Below are 26,221 nucleotides of genomic sequence, written 5' to 3'. Positions count from 1 at the left end.
TTAGCCTTTTAACATTAGCCAATGAATACTAGCCAATGCCAAGCTTGGCTAGCCATAATTGCCAACGAAGTTGCCGATAGCTAAGTTGTAGTTTTATTAACTGCTTATCACGCTCTTGTTGGCTAATATCATCAGCAAACCTTTGATAGCTTAGTTGTGCAAAGCCGTTTGATATAGCACAAAAGTTCGCTGACAACTCAGGTCGAGCTGTAGCAATAACATCAGCAAACTGTTGCGCGGTCATCGACCTTGCTTTGACCAATTGATGCTGCGCCATTAATTTTAAGGTTTTTAAATACAGGGCTTTAATTTTATCCTCAGGTTTCCCTTTCGCCTTGCCCTTAACAACTTTATAGCCATAAAACAGCAAGACGGCGCCAGCTAATATCAGCAAAAAATATAAAACATTTTTACCCTGCTTTAAACTCGCTAACAGCTGCGCCATAACACGCGATTGCTTTTGGCCAGTATAACCAATAACCCAACGTGTCCATTGGTAGTCAATGGCGTCAATTTGCATTTTAAGTTGCTTATACCACCACATTGAACGTAACGCTTGCAGCGAAAAAAGTCCGGAAGATAAATCATCATACTCCTGCATTAAGCTAGTCGAAAATCCCCTTTCAACACGTTCTGGATCAACCGCTGCCGTTGGGTCTATGCGCTGCCAACCGCTGTTAGGTAACCAGACCTCAGACCAAGCATGGGCATTGCGCTGATAAACACTTAAATAATTACCACTGAGATTGAACTCGCCGCCTAAGTAACCAACCACCATGCGAGCAGGAATGCCGGCAGCACGCATTAAATAAGTAAAGCTACTGGCATAATGCTCGCAAAATCCCGCCCGAGTGTCGAAATAAAACTGGTCTAAACTATTATTATTCAGCCGAGGCGGCTGCAAGGTGTAATAATAGTTTTCTTCATTAAGTTCAGTTAACACCTGATTAATTAACTGCCGGTCATCAGGATACTGCTGACGCAATTGTTGGCCTTTAGCGAGCAATTTAGGGTTGTTGTCAGTGCTTAATAGCAAATTTAAAGCACGGCTAGCATCAGACAATGTCGCTGACATTTTGGCTGCTGGATAACTGGTGACTTGATAGCTTAATGTTTGACTAATAATACCGCGATAAAACAAGGCAAAGTCATTACGCCGGCCAATATTGCCTTGCTCACTGGTGGCGAAATCGAGCGCAAATAACCAAGATTGAAAACTAGGCTCAGCAATCACCTGATAGGTTAATCCTGTGCCACCTAGTTCAATATCGGCTGAACTGTTCGCATGCTCCAAGGTAGCTGAACCATAACTACTTTGACCACTTTGACTATTTTGAGTTACGTCTCGACGGCTTTGTCGCCAAGTTATGCCATCAAAATCATCTAATACCATCGCCCGCCAATACAGCTGTGCATGTTTAGGGTTACTGTTTTGAAAACTGACTCGAAACGCCAATTCATCCGACAAAGCTAATTGCGCAATATCGCCAATTTTTACGCTATCAGAAAGACCCACTTTTGCTGATTCAACACTGGGCACTTGCCAAAAAGGGCTGAGCTTGGGAAATCCGACAAATAACGCCACCGCTAAAGGCACTGAATATAAGCTGAGTTTAGCGACTAATTTAGCTTGTGCTAATACCGCCATTGTTGGTGCAAATAAGTTAAGTAGAATCATGAAATTGCCAAAAACCAAAACAATGACGGCCAGTGAAAAATAAATAGATTGAATAAAAATTAATGAAGAGGTGGCAACAAAAACACCTAATACCACCAGTTGATATAAATCTTTTCGCCTCGGTATTTCAAACATCTTTAAACTATAAGCGAAGCATAATAAATGCATCATGCTCAGCAAAAGCCCTAATGTTTGCCCCGCAACAGCGATAGCCACACTACCTGAAATAGCTAATAATAGAATCAACCAAGACGGTAGTATTTTAGGTGTTACATAGCTTTTTATCGATTGGCTCAACCTTGATGCCAGAGCGCCTTTGCGCGCAATATTCAAATGCACAATAAGCTGCAGCGCCAAGGCAAAAGTGGCAAACAACACATATAGCAGGTGCAACTGTATAAATAAGGTTGAAAGGTTAAGTAGCTGAAAAATTAATAAACAAAAATACATTTGACTAGTAAGCTGTAGATCACTATTTTCGCTAGGATTTTTACTTTTGCTAGGTGTAAGCTTTTGTTTAAGACTGTGCTTAGGCCCTTGTTCTGCGCTGGGTTTAATTATTTTTGTCATCATGCACTCAATAACGTGCCAATGCGGTTAAGCATTTTAAGGTATGTTGTGCACTATGGTCATACTCAACCACTTGGTTGGGTAGTTTCAATGAAAAGGCAATTTGCTTAGTACTACAGTCTTTAATCGCATAACTTAACCAACTTAACCGCTGTTCAAGTGTGCCGTTTGGCAGGTGCTCAAAGTCTAACTGCAACTTGCCTGATAAGGCTTGTTGATATTGTTTTGTTAACCAACCTTGTCCTTGTGCCACATGCTTCCATGCCACACGACTCAGGGGTTCACCTAGCTGATAATGTTGCAATTGGTGAAATTCATCTTGGCCCGGTTGAAAACTGTCTTGGTAACTTTCAAGGTTATTTTCCGCCACTTCAATCGCCAGGTTTTGTTGCTTATCGGTCCAAGCATTGGCGATAGGCTTTGGATAAGCGGTAACTTGCTGAGCAAAGTCTAATCGGGTCCAAGTTTTAAATAGCCCAAAGCCAAATTCGCTGATAATTAACACGCGATCCAGTGGGTATTGGCCTCGTTGACAAACCCGATAAGGTATCCGAATGTTGTTTTCACCTATATCGAGTTGTGCCAGTGTTGTTTTGCTAAGCGCACTCTTGCTTGGTTTACCCTTGCTTGGTTTATTTTCCTCCACGCTGTGATCAAGTACTTGTTCGGTCTTTACCCTTGCTTGATCAAAAGAAAAGCTAATAGTAAAGCGCACTTTTTTACTGGTGATCACTAGTGGAAAATACAGCGTTGAATCAACAAAGCCTTGCAATGAATTTTTCGCTTGAAACTGTAAGCCAGAAAGATTAAAAAAACTATGGTGCAAAACCACAATGAAAAAACTGACTAGTAGATAGCTGATCAATATAATGACATTATTCTGATAATTGGTGCCCAGTAAAAACAGCAATAGCATAAACATTAACAAACCCACACCAAAACGTGTGGGAATAATAAAAATATTACGATGATTGATTTGTTGTCGACTAGCTTGCGGAATTCGACGAGTTAGCCAAGCATTAAAGTGCTTATGCAATACGCCTTTCAAGCTAGCGATTATCGACCCTGAGCTTATCGAAGAGAGCACGGTGTTTTTTCCTTTGCTTAACAATTAACGCTCCTTTTCACTCGATGGCAATCACTTAACTTCATAACTTAATACAATCACGTAACGCCATGATTTAACTTATTTATTTAAAATGCAGTCTTAAAGCAACGGATTCGTCGGATCAACCTGCAACAATATTTGCTGAGAAATTTCATCCGCTTGCTCAAACATATGATGTTGTTGTGGCGCTAGTCTATGTTCACATACTGGGGAGAATACCGCTTGAATATCTTCGGGTATAACATAATCACGATTTTGCATAAAAGCCCATGACTTTGCGGCTGCCAGCAATGATTTTCCTGCACGCGGCGATAACGCCTTAGCTTGCAACTCACTTTGTCGGCTCACTCTACATAGTGCAATCACATAATCTACAATAGCAGGCGCAACACAAATAGTAGCAATATGCTGTTGTATTTCTCGTAATTGCTCAACACCAAGAAAAGGCTTAATAGCGATAACATCGCGGTGTGATGTTATGGATTGTAAAATTTCACGTTCGGCATCTATGCTAGGAAATCCTAAAGAAATTCGCATCATAAAACGGTCTAATTGCGACTCTGGCAACGGGTAAGTGCCCGCATGTGACATGGGGTTTTGTGTCGCTATAACAAAAAATGGCTCAGGTAATAGATGGGTTACACCATCAACACTCACTCGCCCTTCCTCCATAGCCTCTAGCAAAGCACTTTGGGTTTTAGGACTGGCGCGGTTCACTTCGTCAGCTAACACCACTTGATTAAATATCGCGCCCGGATGTAATTGAAATAACTTTGTCGCTTCATCAAAAATAGCAATACCAATAACATCGGCTGGCATCAAATCTGACGTAAATTGAATACGTTGATATGACAAGCCTAAAGTTAAGGCTAAGGTGTTAGCTAAGGTAGTTTTGCCCATACCGGGTAAGTCTTCAATTAAAATATGGCCTTTAGCAAACAAACACGCCAAGGATAATTTCACTTGATGAGGTTTGCCAATAACGACAGATTCAATTTGAGCCAAAACATTGGCAACCAGGGTTTGCATACTTGTCGTTCCTTCTTATTGAAACATTGGCATAATTAATTATTCAACGAATACCCAGTTAAATAAATCATCATTAGATTATGTGCACACTAAATGTAGCAGTAGATGCCGTAGTAAGTGCAGTAGTAAAACCCTGAAAAATAGTATTGAAATCAAAAAAAATGTCATTGACCAAAGAATAGAGCAAAAAAAAGCCGCTTATTTGACCTTAGTCAACAAACGACAATATGGCCTTGTGGCATGCTAGCCAAATGTGTAAATCGAGACAGCAAATAAGCATAAACTTGCTCTTGATATAGCGCTATTTTTAGCTCAGTTGTGCTTTCACTCTCGAATATAGGTCGAATAATGGCCGAGTAATGGTCGAGTTTACCTTTATCATTAACAACAACTGACTCAACAAACATGCGCGATTATAGGTCGCATTTCGGAGATAAGTTATGGATGTCGATTTTAGCGAAATAAGCTATTTAGTTAACCCATGTAGTCTTACATTACATGCCGATCATCAGCAATTTTTGTTATCGTTAATTGGCCCTACCGTTATAGATATCCATGGCGAAAACAATAATGAATGGCGAGTTATTTCAACATTATTACAGGGTAATGAACCGTCAGGGCTAATTGCCATACATAGATGGCTCACCACAGGAAATAGATTACCTCGACCTAAAACGAATATTCGCATCATTATTTCATCGGTTGAAGCAGCGACTTATCAGCATTTATTTCATCACAGGTACCTGCCCGAAGGCATTGATTTAAATCGCTGTTTTAACGAAAAAACCATTCGAGGCGGTATTGATGGAAAAAATAAAAATATTGATGGCTATATTCAACGAGCGAAATTAATAGAAAATGCCATACGCGAGGTTAACCCTACAGCCATTATTGATTTACATAATACTTCAGGTAATGGCCCTGCCTTTGCCGTCAGTACGCTGATTAATCCCAATGTGTTGTCGATTACGTCTTATTTTTGCGATACCTTGATTTTATCTGATATTAGCATTGGCGCTATGATGGAGCTGAACTTCTCCTGCCCGGTAGTTACGATTGAGTGTGGTGGTCGTTGTGATGACCAAGCACATGATGTTGCTTATAATGGTATCAAAAAATTCACCCTGTTCGATGGTCATGCTACTTTACCACAAAATAAGGCCGTGAAAATTCTTTACAAACCTTTGCGCTTAGTCGTCAAGGCAGAGCGAAAACTATCCTTTAGCAAACGTGACGAAGGCTATAGTGGCGTAACCTTGCGACAAAATATTGAACAATTTAACTACGGTGGATGCTGTGAGGGGCTGCTATTAGGCTGGCTTGATGATAAGGGTTTAGAAAACCTTGAAATGTTAAACGACCAAGACGTAAACGTGATCGAACAGTACTTTAAAATGGTTGATAATAAATTGCTCTGTACAACCAACTTGAAAATTTTCATGGCGTCAAATCAAAGCCATATTGCCCGTTCTGACTGCCTATTTTATGTCATTAATAGCGTCAATAATTATCTTTCATAGCTAGCTTTACTAAAAGTAAGTCAATAATCACTACCCAATAACTCTCAAATAACTATCAGTTTGATTAACGTAATAAAAAATCAGTTTACGCTGGCTTTATCTTTTTTGAAGCGCTTTATTTTTTCGCGCAACACTGATTTCATTTAACTCAATAGAATAAACCCTAGCTTACACTTGTTTATTTCTTTAGATTGAACATATTAACAACTCTGACCCGATTGATAGAGCTGAATGATAGAGCCGATTGATAGGCCATTGATAGTAAAAAAGCTGGGGTAACTAACCAATACCAAATGGCGCATCAGCTATCGCTTGTTCTAGGGCTATATTCTCTAAACCTAAGTCGCGTAGCGCGTGAATAAACTTCAAAGTTTTAAAACTATCAAACCATACCGTCAGTTGTTTGTTAAATTGTGCTTGTTTGCTCACTTGTTGCTTAGCCACAAAATTCAGTAAACCTATGTTAGTTAAAGCCTGCTGGCTCTTTTCAGGTAAAAAAGCTAGCCATAGCTCAGGTTGTTGTCGATATTGCCATAGCCGTTCAAATGCCTGTAAACAGGCTTTTAATTGCACAAAAACTGCTGGATTATAGTATTGATAATCTTGCCCTTGTTCGACAAGTTGCATGATATTTTGCACTGCTGGCCCAGTACCAAAAGGCACACGCTGTGAAGGCCTAGCTTCTAATTTTATCGTTACTTCAGCTAAGTAAGCCACCTCACCCAATTTAGCCAGCTTGTTTAACAGGTAAAAGTCTTCACCGGCATTGCGTTTAGGAAACCCCCGTGCCTGACAGTAGGCCAGCATATCAAAAGATAAAATACTGCCAATAGTAAAATAAGCATAAGGTGATTGCGCATAGTGCAAACCAGCAACGTAATAGCGTAAAGCGTTTTCGTAGCGTAAATTGGCTTGATGAATGGCTTGGTGTTCACTGTGATGATAAAAATTACAACAAGTAGCAACGGCATGCTTAAGCGCTAAATTATTAACAGCATGAGCGGTAAAGTAATTATCAGGCAGATAGGCGTCAGCGTCTGTTGAATGTACCCACGAAGCATTAATATGACCTTGAGTAAATAATTTTATCGCTAAGTCTGCGCCAATTTTTCTTGCTAAACCTACGCCTTGATCCCCAGGAATGGGTTGGCTGTAACGATTAACCATTAAGATTGACGCATTAACCTTTTTATGGCGACTTGAATGGCAAAGGTCAATTAAGCTTAAATTACCTTGCTGCCAAATCAGTTCACCCCGTTCAGTAATACTTTGCGCTAAGTCACTTTGCGCTTGTTGATGCTGACGGCCAAAATCGTTGTCGGGCTGATTAATTACCACGATTAACAAACACTGTTGCTCAACCAGTGTCGAGGCAATAAATCGGTCAATAAATTGCGCAGACTCTTCAAAGGCTGGAATAACAAGCACGTGCTGATAGTTGCCCTGTTCTGGAAACGACGCTAGCAATCGTACTTCTGGCTCAGCATAATGGGCTAAATATTTAGCGCATGTTTTATGCTGTTGTTGCGCAGCGCTGTTGTTATTCATGGTGCTTATTACCTTAAAAGCTTACGTGCCTTTGTAGTACTTGAAGAAAAAATCAGTTTCAAGGCGATGACCTAAATACCGCATTGCACATTAATGCAAGGCCGCACGAAAAGGTAGCGCCGCACAAATGTCTGCTTCAATGTCTAAAACTTCGGCCAAACGCTGATCAACGTCTGCTTTAGGAAAATATTCATAAGCTAATTCAATAAATAAATTTTTATGCTTTTCTTCTGATTTAGCGATAGTTTGATAAAACTCTTTGTCTTTGCCTTCTGGTAGCGCTTGTGAAATCAAAAAAAATCGTTCATGACCACGGGCTTCAATGACGCCGCCCACGATTAATCGGTCCATAAAAAACACATCACTACCGTTACGAAAAACCTTTCTAATTTGGTTAATGTAAGGGTCTTTTTCATCCGCGCCTAATTGTCCACCACGGGCATAAATTAATTTTAGTACCTGTTTAAAGTGAATAAGTTCTTCAATAGCTAAGTCCGCCATGGCTTTCACTACTGATTTTCGATCTGGATAATGAGAGATCATCGACATGGCCATACCTGAGGCTTTTTTTTCTGCTGCGGCATGATCAGTTAAGAAGGTGTCGAAGTCATTCAGCACTGCATCGGCCCAAGCTTTAGGGGTTTGATATTTTAATTCGAACATAGATAAGTTTTACACAATAAACAACAAAGAAATAATGCTGGTATTTTACACGGGTAAAGACAAGCGACAAGAAAAATACCCCGATAATGTCTAAGATAGTAGCAATAATGTTGTCATAGCTTGCTCAGAGTAATTAAAATGATAATTTGGTGCTAACCTCGAGCTAAAGCTAATATTTTCACCTGTTCACTAGCGTGCTAAAAATAACACTGATGACGTTAATATTAACAGCACTAATATCTGCACTAATATCGGCACTAATAATAACTCGCATATGCTGGCACTAAACAATAGTTTCAGCTCAGTGGCTTTATCAACATTAGCCTTGAGCACTAGCGCAAAAAATAGCTGGGTCAGGCACATTTTTGTCATTGGTGATGATGTAATTAACGCCAGTTTCAAGTTGATATTTTAATCGCTATAGTGGCTGATTTTTAAGCGCTTAATTCACTGGTTAATTCACTCATTAAGTCAGCTATTAATTACCGCATCAACTCAGGCTAAATTTTATATTTATCTGGCTCAAACATATGTTTATTAAAAAATAAAACTAATTTTGTCTACACAATTAAGTTATTATTAAGCAAAATAAAATTACAATAATAAGAAAAAAGCTCGGTCAAAACTTGGATGTTAACTTAGTGGCCTTTTTCAATACTGACATCCTTTTAACTCTTTAAGTGTTTTTTATAGCTATGTTCAACAAACTATTAAGTCAACTATTTCAAAAACCTGAAAGTAGCACCCCAAATGTATATTTTTTCGAAGAAAGCAGACAAGGTGTTGATTCAGAAAAAGAAATTAAAAATCAGCAGGCTAATACAAACCCTAATATAAACAACAATAAAAACCACGATGGACTGATGTTTTACTCATTTGAAGATGAATATCAACAAAATTTTTATGACTATCTATTAGGCGAATCTAACCAGGTAGAGTCACCAAATGATCATGAACTATCGCAACTTATATCATCAAAAATACAAGGTTTATTGAAAAACCCAAAATTAATTTTAGATGTATTACCTATATTACCCTTATCTTTAACAAAAATTATTGAGCAAATAAATAACCAAGACTTTGATACTGAAGCTTTAATCCAATTAATTCAGCAAGAGCCCGCCATTGCCGCAAAAGTTATCGAGTTAGCTAATTCTGTTTATTATAATCGTAACAATAAAGAGATCACGGATCTTAAATCTGCTTTTTTGCTGTTAGGTGCCAACGGTTTATCAGAAGGTGTTATTAACGGCTTTGTTAATAAGCTAGTACCCAATTCAACTATCTACTTTAGACAATATGGTCAGAAAATATGGCAACATAGCTTATCTACCGGTATAACAGCAAAAGCACTGGTTGCTAAGTCGTCCATAAAAGATAGTGCAGCTCAGGCTTACTTTATTGGTTTAATTTGTAATTTAGGCGACCTTGTCATTTATCAGTTACTCACTGATGCGTTTGCTATTGTTCATCCAGATTGTCAGCCAAACTCTACTTTATTTAAAAAATTGATGGCTAAAGAATCAAAGAAGCTGACTTATTTTATTGCTAAACATTGGAATTTTCCTGATTCAATATTAGACGCATTAGCCTTACAAGCAAAAGTTAAACGTGCAGCATTATTACCCACATTGCACCATAAAATGCCTCTAGCCTGTTATGTTTATGAAGCAAAAATTATCAGCCAACTTGAGCTAAGACTCGCGCATAGCGCCATTGATGATGAATATATTAAAGAAGTGTCAACCTCCTTACTTTTCACGGAAGAAGCCAATAATCAGTTGCAGCAAGTATTAGCCGATAAGCAGTTAGAGAAAACTTAACATAATAGCCGTTATTTTTTTTATTGGGCACATGGCATTGTTAAGTTAAGGTAAGCTAAGTAATACATCCTAAAAATTAATACCAACGATAACATCACCACAAGTATATTATTCGCTCAAATCCCTATGGCTGTCGTTAATTTTAATAACGATAACCTTGATTACAAGAGTTATCGTTATCAATACACATTTATTATCTTTATAGTATTGCTACTGTTTAATTATTTTTTTAACCGTGAGCGTTATTAAATGTCACTGTCTGAGTCTCATCACCTTGATTGAAATAAAAACACCCGCTTACCGCCGCGCAAGCTTTGCGTTAGCCTTAGGGTCTTTCCTCGTATTTTGCAACTTGTACATGTTCCAACCTATGTTGCCCTTAATGGCAGAAACCTTTAGCGCCAGTGCCATTGAAATTAACTGGTTACTGGCGGCGTGTACGTTAACGTTAGCGCTTACGCTTGTGCCATGGGCTATCGGTTCAGAAATGATTGGCCATCGTAAGGTCATGATACTCAGTCTTTTCTTATTACCATTTACGGGTATAGCCATGTTGCTAGCCGATTCATTGCTCACGTTAACGCTAACACGCGCGGTGATGGGCATCTCTCTTGCAGGTTTTATAGCCGTTGCAGTGGCATATATGGCTGAAGAATTTACCCCAACAGCCTTAATACTTGCGATCGGTGGCTATATTAGTGCTAATTCATTAGGCGGAATTTTTGGGCGTTTATATGGTGGCTTTATCACTGAATATTGGGGATGGGAACTCGCAGTAGTAGGTATGGCTATTTTCAGTTTATTCGGTGCGTTGCTCGTTAATCAACTGTTACCCGAGCAGCAAAATTTCATCCCAACAAAGGGGCAGTTTCGCGTTCATAGTCGTCATGTTATTAATCACTTGAAAGAGCGTAAATTATGGTTGGCTATGATGATTGGTGGACTAAATTTCTCATTGTTTGTTAACCTTTACACGGTAATGGGATTTCGTCTTGTCGCACCACCCTATTCGCTGTCAATCAGCTTAACCTCGATGATTTTCCTTTGTTATCTCACCGGTACAATTACCGCAAAGTTAAGTGGCCGTTGGAGCCAAATTTACAGCCCGATTAGTGGCATAGTATTAGGCACAACAATTAGTGCAATAGGTATGTGGGTTGCAGCTTATGACTCATTACCCGCAATGCTTATGGGTTTATTACTTATTAGTTCTGGCGCTTTTTTCACCCACTCACTTGCTTATGCATGGGTAAGTCAAAAAGCGACTGTAGCGAAAGCCACTGCCACTGCGTTATACCTTGTACACTACTATGTTGGCGGTAGCCTAGGAGGGTTTTACTTAATTGCCTGCTGGCAGTATGGCACCTGGCATGGCGTACTTGCTGGAGCAATGGTGCTTTATAGTTTGATTTATCTGCTGTGTTGGCAGTTACACCGCAGTACTTTTTCACCGTTGAAAACAAATACACAAAGCAAGCTATAAAGCTAGGTGTAGAAGCTGAGTAAAGTTGAGTAAAGTTGAAACTATTAAAATAAATATGGAAAAACCAAATAGGAAAATCAACTAATGTTGGAAGCTCACAATGCTATGCGTTAAACGTAAGTTAGCTATCGGTGGTTTCTTAGGTCAGCTGACTAATATTTATCACAATAAATAGTCCGTTTAGCCACCATCAATGTCATACACTTTTGAATTATTAACGATCATTTTGTGCGCAAAGCGGAAGTGAGCTGTGCCAATATTAATATTTCCGCTACTTGCTAAAATCTGATAATCTAAATTAAAATAATTAACTCTTCAATGAAAAAAATCTCAAATGGATAGAGATAACAACCTCATGGAAATGAGAAGCAAATCTATTAACAAGTTAGATGATACGAACGAAAAAACTTTTGATGATTCAGAATGGCACATTCACGTTTAAAGGCATGGTCGTATTTTCCCTCAGGTGAAGTAAGAGTATTTTATGATAACGACAATAATTCTGTAGGTTTTGTATGCTCTCAGTCACCAATACTTGTTAACACCAATACTGGTGAAGTTCTACAAAATCCATTAATCAAACGAATGCAAAAAGCTAGAGAAAAATATCAAAATAAAAAATTTAATTAATAGTTTTTTATTTATCATCATAAAAAAACAAGTCAAATAATAAAGGTTTTTTATTTATTTTATCAGCCACGTTATTATTAGACTTAAAAATAAAAACAAATAATAAGACGAATAAAATTATAGCGATGAATTCTATTAAATATAATATTATTTCCATAACATACCCCTAATAATTAACTTACTGTTAACATTAACTGAACGTAACAAATTGTCTAACAATTTATCAAAATATAAAAAATCGTTTTAATGATATAAGAATAGATGAAGTAATAAACTATTAATCCAAAGAAGAAATAGTGGCTAATTAGTTTGGTTATATTTTAGAGTGATAATGTTAATTAGTATAAAATGAACAGGATTAGATTGAATTAGGCAGAACTTTATCTTACAAGTTTAATAATGAAGTTTTTACTACAACTGACAACTTAGTGCCTCCTCACATTCCAACTAAAAATCTTGTCATATATTTTCCAATGAATTAACTACTAGCGTAAACGATGTAATTCCCTTTTATATGGAAGTCAGTATGATTTTTCGAAGTGTGTTACTAAGGCATCTAGAAGTGTGTTACTAAGGCATCTAATAATACAGCATTTATTATAATAAACACTAAAAACCCACTTAACCATCTGAATTTAAATTGTTTTATTTTTTTGTCCAGATTGTATTACAGCACACAAAGGGTGTCAGGTCTTGTCTTTTGCCATAGTGTCAGTATTTTTTACAGTCAGCTAAAGGTCATATTGCTGAACCAGTTGTAGCTTAAACACACATCACCTAAAACTGAGAGAAAAAGCCTACGATCTGCATCTTCTTCATAGCTATCTTCTTGACGATCACCACGAGAAGTGACGTGGTAAAGCGCGCCTGCGTATTCCATTCTTATATGGTCTAGATATTTCAAACTCCTTTTGAAATTAGTTTGGCCTAACTTACTCCATCATAGAGGCAAAAGGCAAGACCTGACACCCTATTTCTTTGCTTCGATTACTTAGAGTAAAGTTGTCAAGAAAAGGGCGTTTATTCTTCTTATACTCTCGTGATTACTTAGCTATCCTCCTACTTTGATCAACTTTTTCTCGTTATGTCAGGATTTTTTACATAATTAAATAGACTCAGGCCTGCATTCAGGTTGCCGCGATTTATAAGATATCTGCGTGCCCTCATCATAGCTACATTCTTATCTTCATCATGATAAGTCTGTTATTTTTTAATTAATCCCTAAGTATAAAATGTTTAAAATATATAAATCGGTTAAAAAATTATTAAATATGAAGAACACAAAACCCCATTCATGCTAAAAAGTGTCAGCTTTTTTTACAACAGGCATTTCTTATAAAATTATAAATCACATAAGTCGCTGTAATTAAAAACAATAGTAATGTGCGGTACTTTTTTTGCATATACGACTTATACTCTAAGATACGTGCAGCTATTTTAAGATACATACAGCTATTTTCTTTCAAAATTTATGGTGAAAGAAAAAAGGAAATTTATTATGTTTAAAAAATAATTAACCCATTAACCCTAGTGGCCTTAATTATTCAATCTGTTGCGCTACATGCAACAATAATAACATCTGATTTAAAGGAAGATAACATAAAATGAATTTATCACTAATATCAAGAAGTCGATTAAAACTTAGTAAGACACTGATAATGTTTAACTTATTCATAACACTAGTTTTTGCCAACTCGGTAACTGCAGGCACGATATCCACTGTTGGTGAAGGATGGGATGGTTCAGGTCAAGGCTCATTTGATGTTAAATATTTTTTTGGTACTATGACCACAGATAATGGGCTTCTGGAAAGCAGCATTCATTCTGCCTTTTTGATTGCGTTTGATGCTTGGTCTGATGCGACTAACGGTAACCTAACCTTCACTGAAACTTCACTAGAAAGGCAATTTGACTCTATTGACATCTCTTTTGCAAATGTAGCTCATGGGGACAATAATGATTTTGATCCAGGAACCCTAGCTCATGCATATTTCCCTGATGATATTAACTCAGATATTATCGCTGGCGATTTGCATATGAATGATGAAAATTTTTCTTGGGAGATTGGTAACACCCAAGGTTCAAGTGCTTATGATATCACCCGAATTGCAGTGCATGAAATTGGTCACTCCATTGGTTTAGGCCACACCACTTCAGGTAGTGGCTATATCATGGATCCGACAATTAGTTCGTCAGGTATTTTCTCAGCCCTTAGCACAGAGGATGTTAATGCCGTATGTTCACTTTACCTTTGTAGTAGCTTACAGGTGCCTGAGCCTTCTATTTTAGGGCTGTTTTTATTAGGCCTTGTCGGAATGATGGTTTCAAGGCGTAAAAAAATACAAAAATAGCCTTTATATCGATTACACTGTGCTATATATGAATAATGAGAACGTAATGATGATTAATTTTCAGTACGTTTTTCATTTTTACTTTCTAAAAAATATAATGCCATCTGTAAGGGGTTATGATGAACTTCAATAAATTTATTATTGTGCTGATGTGTTTTTTGCTCAGTCCTTCTATCGCGTTAGCTTCTTGGATAAAACTAAGCCCTGAAGAGCTTGTGGCCCAATCTAAGCTTGCTGTTATCGGCGAATTTATTGGAACTACTCGTGTAGCAGCTCAAGAAACAGGTAAACAACTTATCGTTGGTATTATTAAGGTTGAAACTGTTTTAGATGGCTATTTTCAAGATGACTTTTTACTCATTGCTATACGCAAGGTAGAGGCTCCTCGAATAAGTTCAACAATAAAGTTTAAAAAAGGACAAAAAGGGTTATGGCTATTCACGCAATATTCGCCAGATAATACCGCGCTATACTCTGCTAGTCACCCCCAGCAATTTACTCTATCTAGTGACATAGATACAATAAGTGACTTAAAGAGCTTACTTGCTAAACAAAAAATTCAATAACCACGTCAAAGGGCTTAGTTCGGAAACCAACAACCAAGCTGACAAGTTTAAGCACGGTTCTATCAGCCTAACCGAGCATAAACTTCTGATATAATAATGCCAAAAGCATTAACTTTATAATCACTTCATTAATGCATTGGCTATAAGTATCAGCCAGCCCCCCCCTCGTAGCTTCCTTATCTTCCGCCTTACAGCCCAAATTTAAACCCAATAGAGCGGCTATGGAAAGTAATGAATGAGCATATCAAAAATAATAAATATTTTGCAGCCGCGAAGGAATTCAGAGATAAAATTGATGAATTTTTTAGTCAAACACGTCCTAAAATAGCTGATATTTTAGGGCGTAGCATTAATGATAATTTAGGACTTAGAATGAATGATAATTTTCAGCTGCTAAATTCTGCATATTGAAATGTGATGGGTATAGTAATGGTTTAAAGGTAATCAGTAATTAATTATTAATACAGCTTTAGAATAAAGGCCAGTAGTTTCAAGTTTTAAACAAGTCTTTATAACTTGAAACTGAGTAACTAACTCAAGTATATCGCAAGTAATATAACGAAAAACTCAGGGTGAAAAAAAGCGACTTTCGTCGCTTTAATAAAATTTACTTGAATACAGGCTGTTGATATTTTAGTAAGCCCTACTTAACCTCGCTAAGGGGTAAATACATGGGTTCTATAGCTGCACTCGCTATAGAACCGATTAGCTTAGCTGTTATCTCAATGGTCTAGCGTGGGCGGCGGCTCTGAAAATAGTATTCATTAACATAATATTTAGCCCATCTAAATAGGCTCTAGTGGTGGGTTCTTGAGTAAAAGCGATCACCATGCCTTGTTCCATAGGTTGATGAATAAGGTAAGGTTTATAAGCCAATTGCTTTTTATTTTCTGCCCATAAATAACCACTTGCTAACACATTTTCTGCCTCAGTAAACCAAGCAAGGTTTTTACCTGACGCTAGTTTTATCGGCGCATATATATCGCTGCCATAGGCAATAGCGGTAAGCTTGTTATGTACCCCAGCCGTTAGCCAATGTTCTTGATCAACTTCAATATTAGCCAAAACGCCGGCAACAAAGTCAGGTTTTTCTTTTGGATTTTCACTGGCTGACACTAGCGCATTTTTAGTGGTAAATAACTGCCCGTCAACCATAGACTCGCCTTCAACTTCTTTAACCTCTTTAGCTGCGTTTGATTTATCATCTTTATTGTCTTTAAACGCGCGTTCTCTTTTGACATCTAACAAGGCTATATCATGCTCTGCAGCAAATTGCGTTGCACTACCCAGTGTGATCAATACGCCACCACGTTTTACCCATTGCTTGATATTTTCAGCGCCACTGATGCCCAGCAACTCTTTATAGTCACCCGAGGGTAAAATAAGCACTTGGTAATTGGATAGATTGGCACTTTTAAGCGTGTTGGTACGTATTGCCGTCACGGGGTAATTAAACTGACGTTCAATAACGAAGCGAGTATTACCTGCACTTAGCGAACTCACAGGTTCGTCCCATGCCATAGCAATATTGGGTGCTGTCATGGTAACGGTATTGCTACTACCAAAACTTGGGCCTTGAGTAACCCAACTTGAATTAACCCCTTGAACTTGCGCGCCTGAAGCTTTGGCTATTTTCATCACTTTCGTCGCTAAGTCGTCGTCATTAGTTCGCTTTTCGATGATCAAGGTACCGGCATTGTATGTTTTTTCAGCTAAGGTAAAAGCTTTATCCGCACTTTTAACAATAATGTTTTGCTGCAGTGCTGCGGTTAAAAATCGACCGGCGGCCATATCACCCCAAGACACCAAATAGGCAACGCTAGCGTCAGGATTAATCACTTTGCCGATAAGTGGGTCATCACTTTTAACCCTATGGCTTGCTACTTTGACGGCTTTTGAACAGGCGTCAACATCAACATCGAACATGAGCGGTAATGACCAACCCGTAACATCATAGATTTCATCGGCTAATTTTCTTGCGCGTCGACGCTCTTGCTCTTTAACAAAGGCAGGTGCCATATCAACTTGCTTGGTAAAGGTGGTGGTAACAAAACGACCTTTAGGCTGAGCCGTATCAATAAAATAAGCACCGGCTTGATAGCTTTTACCACATTGTTTAAAGGCCTTGTCGGCTTGTTTTACTTCAACGCCGTGCTGCGCCATCAGTGTTGCAAGGCGATGACCTCCTGCGACATTTCTGCGGTTAGGTAAAATATAGACCCGTTCTTTTTTATTTTCTTTACCTGCTGCAATCGCACTGGTTTGATAATTGTAATAGTCATTAAGTAATTTATCGTGACGGTCAGCAACGCCTTCCGCTGTAGAAATTGAAGCAACAAAATGTCGTTGAACGGTATCTTTATAGGTTAACGTTTCACCGGTTTTCTTTTTAAAGATCTCACCTCTTGCAGAAGAAACCTCATAGGTTGACGCAGACGCACCATAAAATGTTGGCCAACTATCACCATAACCAGGATAAAAAGCGTCAAAGACTTCACGGGTAAAATAATCAAAACCTAGACGGTCAAAATGTTTGCCATGGTTTTTACCAATAGCGGTCATGTTATCAATTTGAGTTTGCGTCATGTGCGGGTTAAAAGGTTGTGCGGCGGGTGAAAAGTAATAACTGCTGTCACCGCCCATCTCATGTAAATCAATCACCACTAATGGCCGATAATGATTCATCACACGAATACGGCCCGCGGTTTCAGGTTGTGTTATCGCTAACCAATCTCTGTTCATGTCAAATAGATAATGATTTGAACGGCCACTTGGCCAAGGTTCGTTATGCTCGGCGCTTAATCTGTCGCCACTGTGTTGCATGCCCACGGTGGCGTAATAGCGACTGGTAAATCGGCTGCGCCCGTCTGGATTTTGTAAAGGATCAATAAAAACGATGGTGTTTGCTAAAATTTTACGATTAGTCGCTTCATTGGGCGCGGCTAATAAATGATAAGCGGTCATCATCGCCGCATCTGTGCTACTAATTTCATTGCCATGAACGCCATAGCCTAACCATACTGAAGCAGGCAGTTGAGCAATTAACTGTTTCGCCGCCTCTTTATCGGTGATGCGTGGATCAGAAAGCTTTTGCATTTTATTGGAAAAATCATCGAGATTATCAATAACATCACTTTTACCAATGGCGACATATATAAGCTTACGGCCTTCCCATGTACGGCCGTATTCAAATAATTTAATTTGCTTGGGCGCTGCACGTTCGAGCGCTTCAAAGTAGCGCAGCATATCACCGTAATGAGTGATTTTTTCGCCAACGTCATAACCTAAAACATCGGCAAAAGTCGGTATTGAGTTATCATATTTACTGCCAGGCCACATCTGTTCGGCACTATTGGCTAAAAGTGTAAACGAGCAAACAAAGCTGATCAGGAGTGAAAAAAGTAATTGGGAACATTTTTTTAGCATATTATTTCTCGTTCATGAGTCTGAATTAAGCTCAGAAGTTAAGTGTGTCGACTTAACTAAAATACTACGCGAAAAATAGCCTAAGTAGCGAATTTATCGATGAAATTTATTAAATATCAGCTGAATGCCCTTCTTAACCCATAACTCGTCGCTAAAACTAAAACCCTTAAAAAATTTTAGCTGACATGAGGTGCTTTAAACTATTGCCACTGAAAGCACTTAGTGAAGTGGCGATGTATAGAATATATAACCCCTCCGCTATACCGTTTCAGCGCTCAGCAAAGAAAGCAGATTAAGGCGCAATAACAGACTTAATTACGGTATAAATGTTTAAGGTAGTCATGTGCAACATCACTCCACAAGTATCTTGATTTAAAAGCATTAGTTGATATTTTAGTCCAACTTTTTGGGCTTTTTTGTTTTATTGCTAATGCCGACTGAAAACGGCTGAGCATATTTTCAGCTTGTTGTAGCGGATTATCACCATTGAAGGTAAAACCGTTTTTATTATCGCTTATTGTGTCACTCAAGCCACCTACGCTGTGCGCTAAACAGGCTTGTCCTGCTCGCATTGCCAACATTTGACTGATACCACAAGGTTCAAATGAGCTTGGCATTAAGAATAAATCGCCAGAATTATACATACTGATCGATAACGCTTCTGAGTAGCCTTTTAAGAAAATAAAATTACTATGCTTCGAGGCAACTTGGGCTAAAAATTCTTCTAGCTTATGATCGCCACTGCCTAATAAGATAAAAACACCCTGATCAGACAAGTGTGTTAATAACTGCTCTAACGCGGTTTCGTCATTGGCCATTACTTGTTGAAAAAGCCGTACCTTTTGATCGGTAATGCGTCCAACTGACGTTAACACTAAAGGCGGTTTTTTATGCTTTTTCGCGGCCAGTTGTTTTAAGCGCGTTATCGCGATTAAATGTGCGTTATCCACTAAAGGCTTATCGGCTAGCCACTGCATAACTTCCTGTTCGCAAAGCGTTATTAAATCTTTTAGGTTAAGGCGAACATTGACTTTATCTGGGTATTCGCAACCATTCAATATACCGTGCAAACGTCCTGTTTCAGCAGCATGGCGCAAGTCGTTTTCTAAACCTTCACCGCCATAATATCCCTGTTGGTCATTACTGGGTAATAATATTTCTTTGGCATAAGTAGGTGACACTGCATGGACTTTATCTGACAGATTAATGCCAGAGCGCATCGGGTTATAACAGTTGTGGTATCTAGGATCCTTGATTTGGTTTTCATCGAAAGCTAAGTCAGGAAACCAAGCCTTTAATGATGATTCATCGCCATCAAGGGGTCTAATACCTTGTAGTGCTATATTGTGAATGGTGTAAACGGTTTTAATGGCTTTTAAGGCTTGATATTGAGGATCGTAAGCGCGCAATACTGACACCATAGCGGTATGCCAGTCGTGTAAGTGTATTACATCAATTTTACCAAAAACATCACTGATAACCGCTTTAGCAACCGCTGCGCTAAATAAGGCAAACTTGCTGGCGTCAGACGCAAAAGGCCGATTACTGGGGTCATCACAGTAAATTTCACCTATGCCACCAATGGCAAACAAAGGATGTTCAATCACCCATTGCGTCACTTTTTTTGCTGACGTGTCTGATAAAGAGCCTGATAAAGTGCCTGACGAAGTCGTTGGCGATGGTGTTAATGAAATTTTGAAAATATCAACGGTTTGCGCTTGTCCACCAAACATAACCTCTAATGCCGTCACATGTTGGGCACCGGCAAGCTTAGAAAAACGTCCATAACCTGGCATGACCACATCAACCTCTTGACCTATTTTGGCTAAAGCGAGTGGAATATCTCGAACTACGTCACCAATACCACCAACTTTTCCGCGCGGTAAAGCGTCATTCTCTGCCGCCGCCATTAATATTTTCATTTCAATACCTTTCATCTGTTCTTATATTGTTGGTTGTTTTTTCAGCAGTATGCTTATAGTTCTATACTTAAAAAATAGGCTAACACAATAATGATAAAGCTAATCTTAGTACGCCATTGCAATCACATTATCAGGGTTATGTGATCACGTCAGGCTTTTCTCTGCCAGTAAATTTTTTAATGCCTGCTACCGTTTCTGCTACTTGAATTAACTCACTAAGGGCTTGCTGTGTTTCTTGTGCTAACAGCGCTGGATCCTGCTGGTAACAATCTAAGTAAACTCTTAAAGTGGCCCCTTGCGTACCTGTACCTGAAAGCCTGAAAACAATACGTCCACCATTGTCTAAATAAAGTCGAACGCCTTGTTCAGTAGTTTTACTCTTATCAACGGGATCGATATATTGAAAATCGTCTGCTGATGTTATTTTAACACCCGCAAATACCTGACCAGGTAAATCTGCAATTTTGGCTTTAAGTTGGCTGATCATTTCATGCGCATTGTCACTGTCAACCGCTTCATAATCATGGCGAGTAAAATAATCACGGCCATATTGCAACCAATGGTTTTTAACAATTTCACTGACCGGCTGTTTTTTTACTGCGATTAAGTTCAGCCAAAACAATACCGCCCATAAACCATCTTTTTCTCTGATATGATCAGAACCCGTACCGAAACTTTCTTCGCCACATAAGGTGATTTTACCCGCATCTAATAAATTACCGAAGAACTTCCAACCGGTTGGTGTTTCATAACAGGGTATATTCATCGCTTTGGCGACTCGATCAACCGCTCTACTGGTTGGCATTGAACGCGCAACACCCGCAATACCTTCAGCGTAAGCCGGTATTAAATCAGCATTGGCGGTTAATATCGCTAAACTGTCGCACGGATTAATATAAAACTGCTTACCCAACACCATATTGCGATCGCCATCACCATCTGAGGCGGCGCCAAAATCAAAGGGATCATCACCATATAATAAAGCCACAAGCTCATGAGCATGCACTAAGTTAGGATCGGGATGACCACCACCAAAGTCGGTTAATGGCACACCATTAATGACAGAGCCATCGGGCGCACCTAAGCGTTTCTCAAGTATTTCTTTGGCATAAGGGCCGTTAACCGCATGCATAGCATCGAAACATAAACGAAAGTCGCCTTGTGCAAGCAAGCGCTTCATGGCCGTAAAATCAAACATCGACTCCATCAAATTGGCATAATCATTAACGGGATCAATAATATCAATTTTACACTCTGCTATTTGCACTGTACCGAGTTGGTCAAGTTCAACATCATTAGCGTCAATACTCAGGTATTGCTCCATAGCTAAGGTTTGTTGAAAAATTGCATCGGTTAATTTTTCAGGCGCAGGTCCACCATTTTCGCCATTGAATTTAATCCCAAAGTCTTCTTCTGGTCCTCCGGGGTTATGACTAGCAGATAAAATAATACCACCACAAGCTTGGTTTTTTCTGATCACACAAGAGGCTGCTGGTGTTGATAAAATGCCCCCCTGACCGACCAAAATATGAGTAAAGCCATTGGCAACCGCCATGCGGATAATTACTTGTATCGCTTCACGGTTATAAAATCGTCCATCTCCGCCTAATACCAATTTTTTTCCGGCACAAGGCGCAATGGCATTAAAAACCGCTTGCACAAAGTTTTCCAAGTAACCTGTTTGCTGGAACTGCGTCACTTTCTTTCTTAAACCCGAAGTACCAGGTTTTTGATCGGTAAATGCTTGAGTCTTTATTTGCTTGCTTTGCTTCGCTTGCTTAGTGGTCATAACTTACCCTTAAAAATAATCTGTCTTGACTAGAGTCACCTGTAGGTTGAACTTTAATCCATCAGGTTAAATAAAATTTAACTGCTCTGCTATAAATGCTGGTCGAAAAAGCTGGTCGAAAAAAACGCTGTAATTTTTTTGGCCCAGCAGTTTAATGCCCTGCTTAACGTTTGACGGACTGAAGTCCGATCTACAAAACACTTGCCCAACGCCGCATTATCACTCCTCATCACTAGAAAGATAATGCTAGCTGGCGATCAATTTATGACTGCAATTTATGACTTCAACTTAGTCTTTTGCTTGCCATTCAAAAATCATGGTTGCTAAAGGAGGAACAGACATAATAACTAGGTTATCTTGACCTGCGTAAGGCTCAGCTACCGAGTAGACACCACCGCCATTGCCGATATTACTACCGCCATAGTTGCTGCTGTCAGTATTTAAACATTCTCGATAAAAACCTGACAAAGGCACACCAACAGAAAAATTTTCGTAACTGCTGGGGGTCAAATTAACAACAACTAAAGCAGGTGGCGTACCTGCTTGCCCTTTTCTTAAATAAATCAAGATTGATTGTTTGCTATTTTGTGAGTCTAGCCATTCAAAACCACTATTATCGCAGTCAAGCTCATATAACGCTGGGATATTTCGATAAGTGTGATTAAGATCTTTAATCAGCGTTTGTACGCCTTTATGATTAGCATGTTCAAGTAAATGCCAATCTAAACTTTGGTCATGATTCCATTCTTCACGTTGAGCAAATTCACAGCCCATAAACAATAATTTTTTCCCAGGATGAGTCCACATAAAGCCGTAATACGCGCGTAAGTTGGCAAACTTTTGCCAGTCATCGCCCGGCATTTTATTCAGTAGTGAACCTTTACCATGCACCACTTCATCATGACTAATAGGCAAAACAAAGTTTTCACTAAAACTGTAAACTAAACCGAAGGTCATTTCGCTGTGATGATGTTGACGATGAATGGGATCACGCGCCATAAATTTTAACGTGTCATTCATCCAGCCCATGTTCCATTTAAAGCCAAAGCCTAAACCACCAGCGTCAACCGGTTTAGAGACACCGGGCCAAGCGGTTGATTCTTCAGCAATCATCATAACACCGGGATGCTTTGCATAAGAGCGAGTATTAACCTGTTGTAATAATTCAATCGCTTCTAAGTTTTCTCGGCCGCCATGAATATTAGGTAACCACTCGCCCGCTTCTCGGCTGTAATCTAAATACAACATAGAGGCAACGGCATCAACGCGTAAGCCATCGATATGGAATTGGTCTAGCCAGTAAATAGCATTACTGATCAAGTAGCTTTGTACTTCTGCGCGACCGTAGTTATAAATAAGGGTCTGCCAATCAGGATGAAAACCTTTGCGAACATCTTGGTGTTCATAAAGACAAGTGCCATCAAACTGACCCGTGCCATGCTTATCCGTTGGAAAATGCCCCGGTACCCAATCCAGTAGCAAACCAATACCGGCGCGGTGACAACAATCAACAAAAAATTTAAAGTCATCGCTACTACCAAAACGTGCCGTAGGTGCGAAAAGTCCAATCGGTTGATAACCCCATGAACCGTCAAAAGGGTATTCACTTACCGGCATAAGTTGCAGATGGGTAAAGCCCATTTCTACGGCATAAGGGACTAATTGCTCAGCTAATTCACGGTAAGTTAAATAACTTGGTGCGTGAATATGATCCGCATTATTTTCTTGGTTTCTTTTCCAAGAGCCTAAATGCACTTCGTAAATAGAAACCGCGCCATTGTAATGATTAGATGACCTGTCGCGATCATTTATCCACTGCTGGTCTTGCCATTGATAGTCACTGTTTTGCATAACTTTAGACGCAGTTTCAGGGGCAAGTTGCATAGAAAAAGTATAGGGGTCGGCTTTTAAAGGTTGAATGTGAAAGTTTTGATCGGCTATTTCGTATTTATAACTGGCACTAGCAGCAACGTTAGGGAGAAATATTTCCCAAACACCAGAGCTTAGATGTTTGCGCATGACATGACGTCGACCATCCCAGAAGTTAAAATCGCCCACTACAGAAACACGAGACGCGTTAGGCGCCCACAAAACAAAATGCGTTCCTTGGACATTATCTACTGTCACTTCATGCGAGCCCATCCATTGATAGGTTTGTTCGTCAGTACCTTCACAAAAAAGGTATAAGTCTTGAGGCGTTAATAAAGAGGGATAACGATATGGGTCATCGACAATAACGCTTTCATTTTTATAATAAACGCGTAAACGGTAATCAAATGTATTTCTTCTTCGACCTAATTTTCCTTCAAAAAGTCCAGCTTGATCAACTCTATTGAGTGTTGCCACCAATTTATCATTTTTGCTATCTATTACCTCGACACTGAGTGCCCCAGGTAAAAAAGTTCGCACAATTAACCCGCTCACTGTTGGATGATTATGCATGCCTAAGACAGAAAAAACATCTTGATGTTGCAGATTAACTATTGCTTTAACCGACTCGTTATCTAACAAGCTTTTTGCTAGGTTATTCATTGTGTCTTCCTAGTATATCGTTAACTCTTTATGTGATTACTTTTACCAACTTATGTTTTATGACTTTAAAATAAACCATTAAAAACAAGAGATTAATTGTAATTAATCAAAATAAAATCTAAAAGTTTACTGACGATAATTCATGACAAACTAACATTTGTAAACGGCTATAAAAGTTAAGTAAAATTGATAATAACTTAGGTAATTTCATCAATGTTCGAAATTACCCGTTAAATTAATCATGCTTATCACTAACTAGTTAGTAGGCTTCTCTAGTTTTTCAAGCATATCTCTAGTGACTAAAACCACACCTTTACTAGTAACCCTAAAGCCATTCGCACGGTCATCATCATGATTTATGCCAATTTCCATACCTTCTGGAATAACACAGCTTCGATCGATAATGGCTTTTTTAATTTTACTGTTACGATTAATAATAACCCCTGGTAAAACAACTGCTTCATCAATATCACAGTAAGAGTTAACTCTTACTTTTGAAAATAATAAAGAGCGTTTCACTGTAGAACCCGAGACAACCACGCCGCCAGATACTGTAGAGTCAATCGCTATACCGCGGCGATTGTCTTGATCAAAAACAAATTTAGCTGGGGCGGTTTGTTCTTGGAAAGTCCAAATAGGCCAGTTTTCATCATACATATTAAGTTGCGGCTCAGGCTCAACTAATTCCATATTAGCTTCCCAGAAAGAATCTAAAGTACCCACATCACGCCAATAAGGTTGTTTTTCGCTATCAGGGTCTTTAAATGGAAAAGCAAATACCCGATGAGATTTGATTATTTTAGGAATAATGTCATTACCAAAATCGCCACTTGAGCCTACTTCTGCGGCATCTTTTTCTAGTTGCTCAAATAAGAACTCAGTATTAAAAACATAGTTACCCATTGAGGCTAATGTAACACCAGGTTTACCAGGCACTTCAGATGGATTGGCCGGTTTTTCATCAAATCGACAAACACGACTGTCTTCATCAACGGTCATTACACCGAACTGACCCGCCGCTTCTTCAACCGAGGTTTCAATACAACAAACCGTCATATCAGCTTCATTAGCAACATGCTGCGCCAGTAATGGACCATAATCCATACGATAAACATGATCACCTGATAAAATCATGACGTATTTTGGCAATTCATGTCTGATGATATCAATGTTTTGAAAAACAGCATCTGCCGTGCCTAGATACCAACCATCACCCTTTTGCTGTGATGCCGGTAAAATTTCAATTGACTCACCTAATTCTTTTTTAAAGTGTCCCCAACCACGGCTGATATGACGAATCAGCGAGTGTGATTTATATTGAGTTGCAATACCAACGCGCCTAATGCCTGAATTAATACAGTTAGATAAAGGAAAGTCGATGATCCTAAATTTACCACCAAAAAACGTTGCCGGCTTAGCTCTTTTGTCTGTTAATTCATACAATCGTGAACCTCGGCCTCCCGCCAAAATCAACGCATAAGTCTCTTTTGTTAAATTACTTATTCTTCTTTCTACATTATTGGGCATAACTTATCCTTTATAAACATCAATTAACGTTCAAGAAATAGCGCTTTACTTTTTAA

General features: G+C 38.9%; 18 protein-coding genes and 1 pseudogene. 7 read left to right on the top strand and 12 right to left on the bottom strand.

The window, feature by feature from the left end:
* Positions 1-28: 28 nt before the first annotated feature.
* The 4 genes from H4J54_RS15595 to H4J54_RS15580 all read right to left on the bottom strand — a co-directional run bounded on the left by H4J54_RS15595 (position 29) and on the right by H4J54_RS15580 (position 4,792).
* Positions 29-2,251: a DUF3488 and transglutaminase-like domain-containing protein gene (locus tag H4J54_RS15595; protein WP_182191925.1), complete on the bottom strand. Its 2,223-nt coding sequence runs from the start codon at positions 2,249-2,251 to the stop codon at positions 29-31.
* Between the two features lie 4 nt (positions 2,252-2,255).
* Positions 2,256-3,359, bottom strand: a complete 1,104-nt coding sequence (locus H4J54_RS15590) for a DUF58 domain-containing protein (RefSeq protein ID WP_182191924.1) — start codon at positions 3,357-3,359, stop codon at positions 2,256-2,258.
* A 96-nt stretch (positions 3,360-3,455) separates the two neighbouring features.
* A complete protein-coding gene (locus H4J54_RS15585) occupies positions 3,456-4,385 on the bottom strand; it encodes a MoxR family ATPase (protein ID WP_182191923.1) in 930 nt (309 codons plus the stop codon).
* Between the two features lie 212 nt (positions 4,386-4,597).
* The gene (locus tag H4J54_RS15580) at positions 4,598-4,792 is read right to left on the bottom strand and encodes a hypothetical protein (protein WP_182191922.1); all 195 of its coding nucleotides are present in this window, start codon (positions 4,790-4,792) and stop codon (positions 4,598-4,600) included.
* 33 nt (positions 4,793-4,825) lie between these two features.
* Between H4J54_RS15580 and H4J54_RS15575 the strand changes: the two genes are divergently transcribed.
* Complete coding sequence (locus H4J54_RS15575) at positions 4,826-5,905, top strand: succinylglutamate desuccinylase/aspartoacylase family protein (RefSeq protein WP_182191921.1); 1,080 nt, start codon at positions 4,826-4,828, stop codon at positions 5,903-5,905.
* 279 nt (positions 5,906-6,184) lie between these two features.
* On the opposite strand, the gene H4J54_RS15570 is transcribed toward H4J54_RS15575, so the two are convergent.
* Positions 6,185-7,453: a hypothetical protein gene (locus H4J54_RS15570; RefSeq protein WP_182191920.1), complete on the bottom strand. Its 1,269-nt coding sequence runs from the start codon at positions 7,451-7,453 to the stop codon at positions 6,185-6,187.
* 90 nt (positions 7,454-7,543) lie between these two features.
* Entirely contained in the window at positions 7,544-8,116 is a 573-nt protein-coding gene (locus H4J54_RS15565) for a tRNA-(ms[2]io[6]A)-hydroxylase (protein ID WP_182135489.1), read from the bottom strand.
* A 695-nt stretch (positions 8,117-8,811) separates the two neighbouring features.
* On the opposite strand from H4J54_RS15565, the gene H4J54_RS15560 reads away from it, so the two are divergent.
* The 3 genes from H4J54_RS15560 to H4J54_RS15550 all read left to right on the top strand — a co-directional run bounded on the left by H4J54_RS15560 (position 8,812) and on the right by H4J54_RS15550 (position 12,052).
* The gene (locus H4J54_RS15560) at positions 8,812-9,939 is read left to right on the top strand and encodes an HDOD domain-containing protein (RefSeq protein WP_182191919.1); all 1,128 of its coding nucleotides are present in this window, start codon (positions 8,812-8,814) and stop codon (positions 9,937-9,939) included.
* Between the two features lie 235 nt (positions 9,940-10,174).
* A complete protein-coding gene (locus tag H4J54_RS15555) occupies positions 10,175-11,422 on the top strand; it encodes an MFS transporter (RefSeq protein WP_310650176.1) in 1,248 nt (415 codons plus the stop codon).
* Between the two features lie 423 nt (positions 11,423-11,845).
* Complete coding sequence (locus H4J54_RS15550; RefSeq protein WP_182191917.1) at positions 11,846-12,052, top strand: hypothetical protein; 207 nt, start codon at positions 11,846-11,848, stop codon at positions 12,050-12,052.
* Between the two features lie 727 nt (positions 12,053-12,779).
* Here the strand turns inward: H4J54_RS15550 and H4J54_RS15545 are convergent.
* A complete protein-coding gene (locus H4J54_RS15545) occupies positions 12,780-12,956 on the bottom strand; it encodes a hypothetical protein (RefSeq protein WP_182191916.1) in 177 nt (58 codons plus the stop codon).
* Positions 12,957-13,656: 700 nt separating this feature from the next.
* Between H4J54_RS15545 and H4J54_RS15540 the strand changes: the two genes are divergently transcribed.
* The 3 genes and pseudogenes from H4J54_RS15540 to H4J54_RS15530 form a co-directional block, all read left to right on the top strand.
* Positions 13,657-14,403, top strand: coding sequence for a matrixin family metalloprotease (locus H4J54_RS15540; protein ID WP_182191915.1), 747 nt, complete (start codon positions 13,657-13,659; stop codon positions 14,401-14,403).
* Positions 14,404-14,522: 119 nt separating this feature from the next.
* Positions 14,523-14,969, top strand: coding sequence for a hypothetical protein (locus tag H4J54_RS15535; RefSeq protein ID WP_182191914.1), 447 nt, complete (start codon positions 14,523-14,525; stop codon positions 14,967-14,969).
* Between the two features lie 171 nt (positions 14,970-15,140).
* A pseudogene (locus H4J54_RS15530) lies at positions 15,141-15,380 on the top strand (transposase); the annotation flags it as partial.
* 306 nt (positions 15,381-15,686) lie between these two features.
* Here H4J54_RS15530 and H4J54_RS15525 read toward each other — a convergent pair.
* The 5 genes from H4J54_RS15525 to glgC all read right to left on the bottom strand — a co-directional run bounded on the left by H4J54_RS15525 (position 15,687) and on the right by glgC (position 26,165).
* Entirely contained in the window at positions 15,687-18,395 is a 2,709-nt protein-coding gene (locus H4J54_RS15525; protein ID WP_182191913.1) for a M14 metallopeptidase family protein, read from the bottom strand.
* A 311-nt stretch (positions 18,396-18,706) separates the two neighbouring features.
* Entirely contained in the window at positions 18,707-20,317 is a 1,611-nt protein-coding gene (locus H4J54_RS15520; RefSeq protein WP_182191912.1) for a glycogen synthase, read from the bottom strand.
* A gap of 136 nt (positions 20,318-20,453) precedes the next feature.
* On the bottom strand, positions 20,454-22,106 hold the full coding sequence (locus H4J54_RS15515; protein ID WP_182191911.1) for an alpha-D-glucose phosphate-specific phosphoglucomutase: 1,653 nt from the start codon (positions 22,104-22,106) through the stop codon (positions 20,454-20,456).
* A gap of 288 nt (positions 22,107-22,394) precedes the next feature.
* A complete protein-coding gene (gene glgB / locus H4J54_RS15510) occupies positions 22,395-24,638 on the bottom strand; it encodes a 1,4-alpha-glucan branching protein GlgB (protein WP_182191910.1) in 2,244 nt (747 codons plus the stop codon).
* Positions 24,639-24,893: 255 nt separating this feature from the next.
* Positions 24,894-26,165, bottom strand: a complete 1,272-nt coding sequence (glgC, locus tag H4J54_RS15505; protein ID WP_182191909.1) for a glucose-1-phosphate adenylyltransferase — start codon at positions 26,163-26,165, stop codon at positions 24,894-24,896.
* Between the last annotated feature and the right edge of the window lie 56 nt (positions 26,166-26,221).

This window comes from Colwellia sp. MB3u-8 (assembly GCF_014076985.1).
Lineage (GTDB): Bacteria > Pseudomonadota > Gammaproteobacteria > Enterobacterales > Alteromonadaceae > Cognaticolwellia.
Note: the sequence above shows the minus strand (reverse complement) of the source record. Positions and strands in the feature narration are given on the sequence as shown.

Coding starts and splice junctions, on each gene's coding strand:
- H4J54_RS15570 (WP_182191920.1), bottom strand. CDS start 7,453: ATGAATAACAACAGCGCTGCGCAACAACAGCATAAAACATGCGCTAAA.
- H4J54_RS15595 (WP_182191925.1), bottom strand. CDS start 2,251: ATGATGACAAAAATAATTAAACCCAGCGCAGAACAAGGGCCTAAGCAC.
- glgB (WP_182191910.1), bottom strand. CDS start 24,638: ATGAATAACCTAGCAAAAAGCTTGTTAGATAACGAGTCGGTTAAAGCA.
- H4J54_RS15540 (WP_182191915.1), top strand. CDS start 13,657: ATGAATTTATCACTAATATCAAGAAGTCGATTAAAACTTAGTAAGACA.
- H4J54_RS15565 (WP_182135489.1), bottom strand. CDS start 8,116: ATGTTCGAATTAAAATATCAAACCCCTAAAGCTTGGGCCGATGCAGTG.
- H4J54_RS15535 (WP_182191914.1), top strand. CDS start 14,523: ATGAACTTCAATAAATTTATTATTGTGCTGATGTGTTTTTTGCTCAGT.
- glgC (WP_182191909.1), bottom strand. CDS start 26,165: ATGCCCAATAATGTAGAAAGAAGAATAAGTAATTTAACAAAAGAGACT.
- H4J54_RS15525 (WP_182191913.1), bottom strand. CDS start 18,395: ATGCTAAAAAAATGTTCCCAATTACTTTTTTCACTCCTGATCAGCTTT.
- H4J54_RS15515 (WP_182191911.1), bottom strand. CDS start 22,106: ATGACCACTAAGCAAGCGAAGCAAAGCAAGCAAATAAAGACTCAAGCA.
- H4J54_RS15585 (WP_182191923.1), bottom strand. CDS start 4,385: ATGCAAACCCTGGTTGCCAATGTTTTGGCTCAAATTGAATCTGTCGTT.
- H4J54_RS15520 (WP_182191912.1), bottom strand. CDS start 20,317: ATGAAAATATTAATGGCGGCGGCAGAGAATGACGCTTTACCGCGCGGA.
- H4J54_RS15575 (WP_182191921.1), top strand. CDS start 4,826: ATGGATGTCGATTTTAGCGAAATAAGCTATTTAGTTAACCCATGTAGT.
- H4J54_RS15580 (WP_182191922.1), bottom strand. CDS start 4,792: ATGTTTGTTGAGTCAGTTGTTGTTAATGATAAAGGTAAACTCGACCAT.
- H4J54_RS15550 (WP_182191917.1), top strand. CDS start 11,846: ATGGCACATTCACGTTTAAAGGCATGGTCGTATTTTCCCTCAGGTGAA.
- H4J54_RS15560 (WP_182191919.1), top strand. CDS start 8,812: ATGTTCAACAAACTATTAAGTCAACTATTTCAAAAACCTGAAAGTAGC.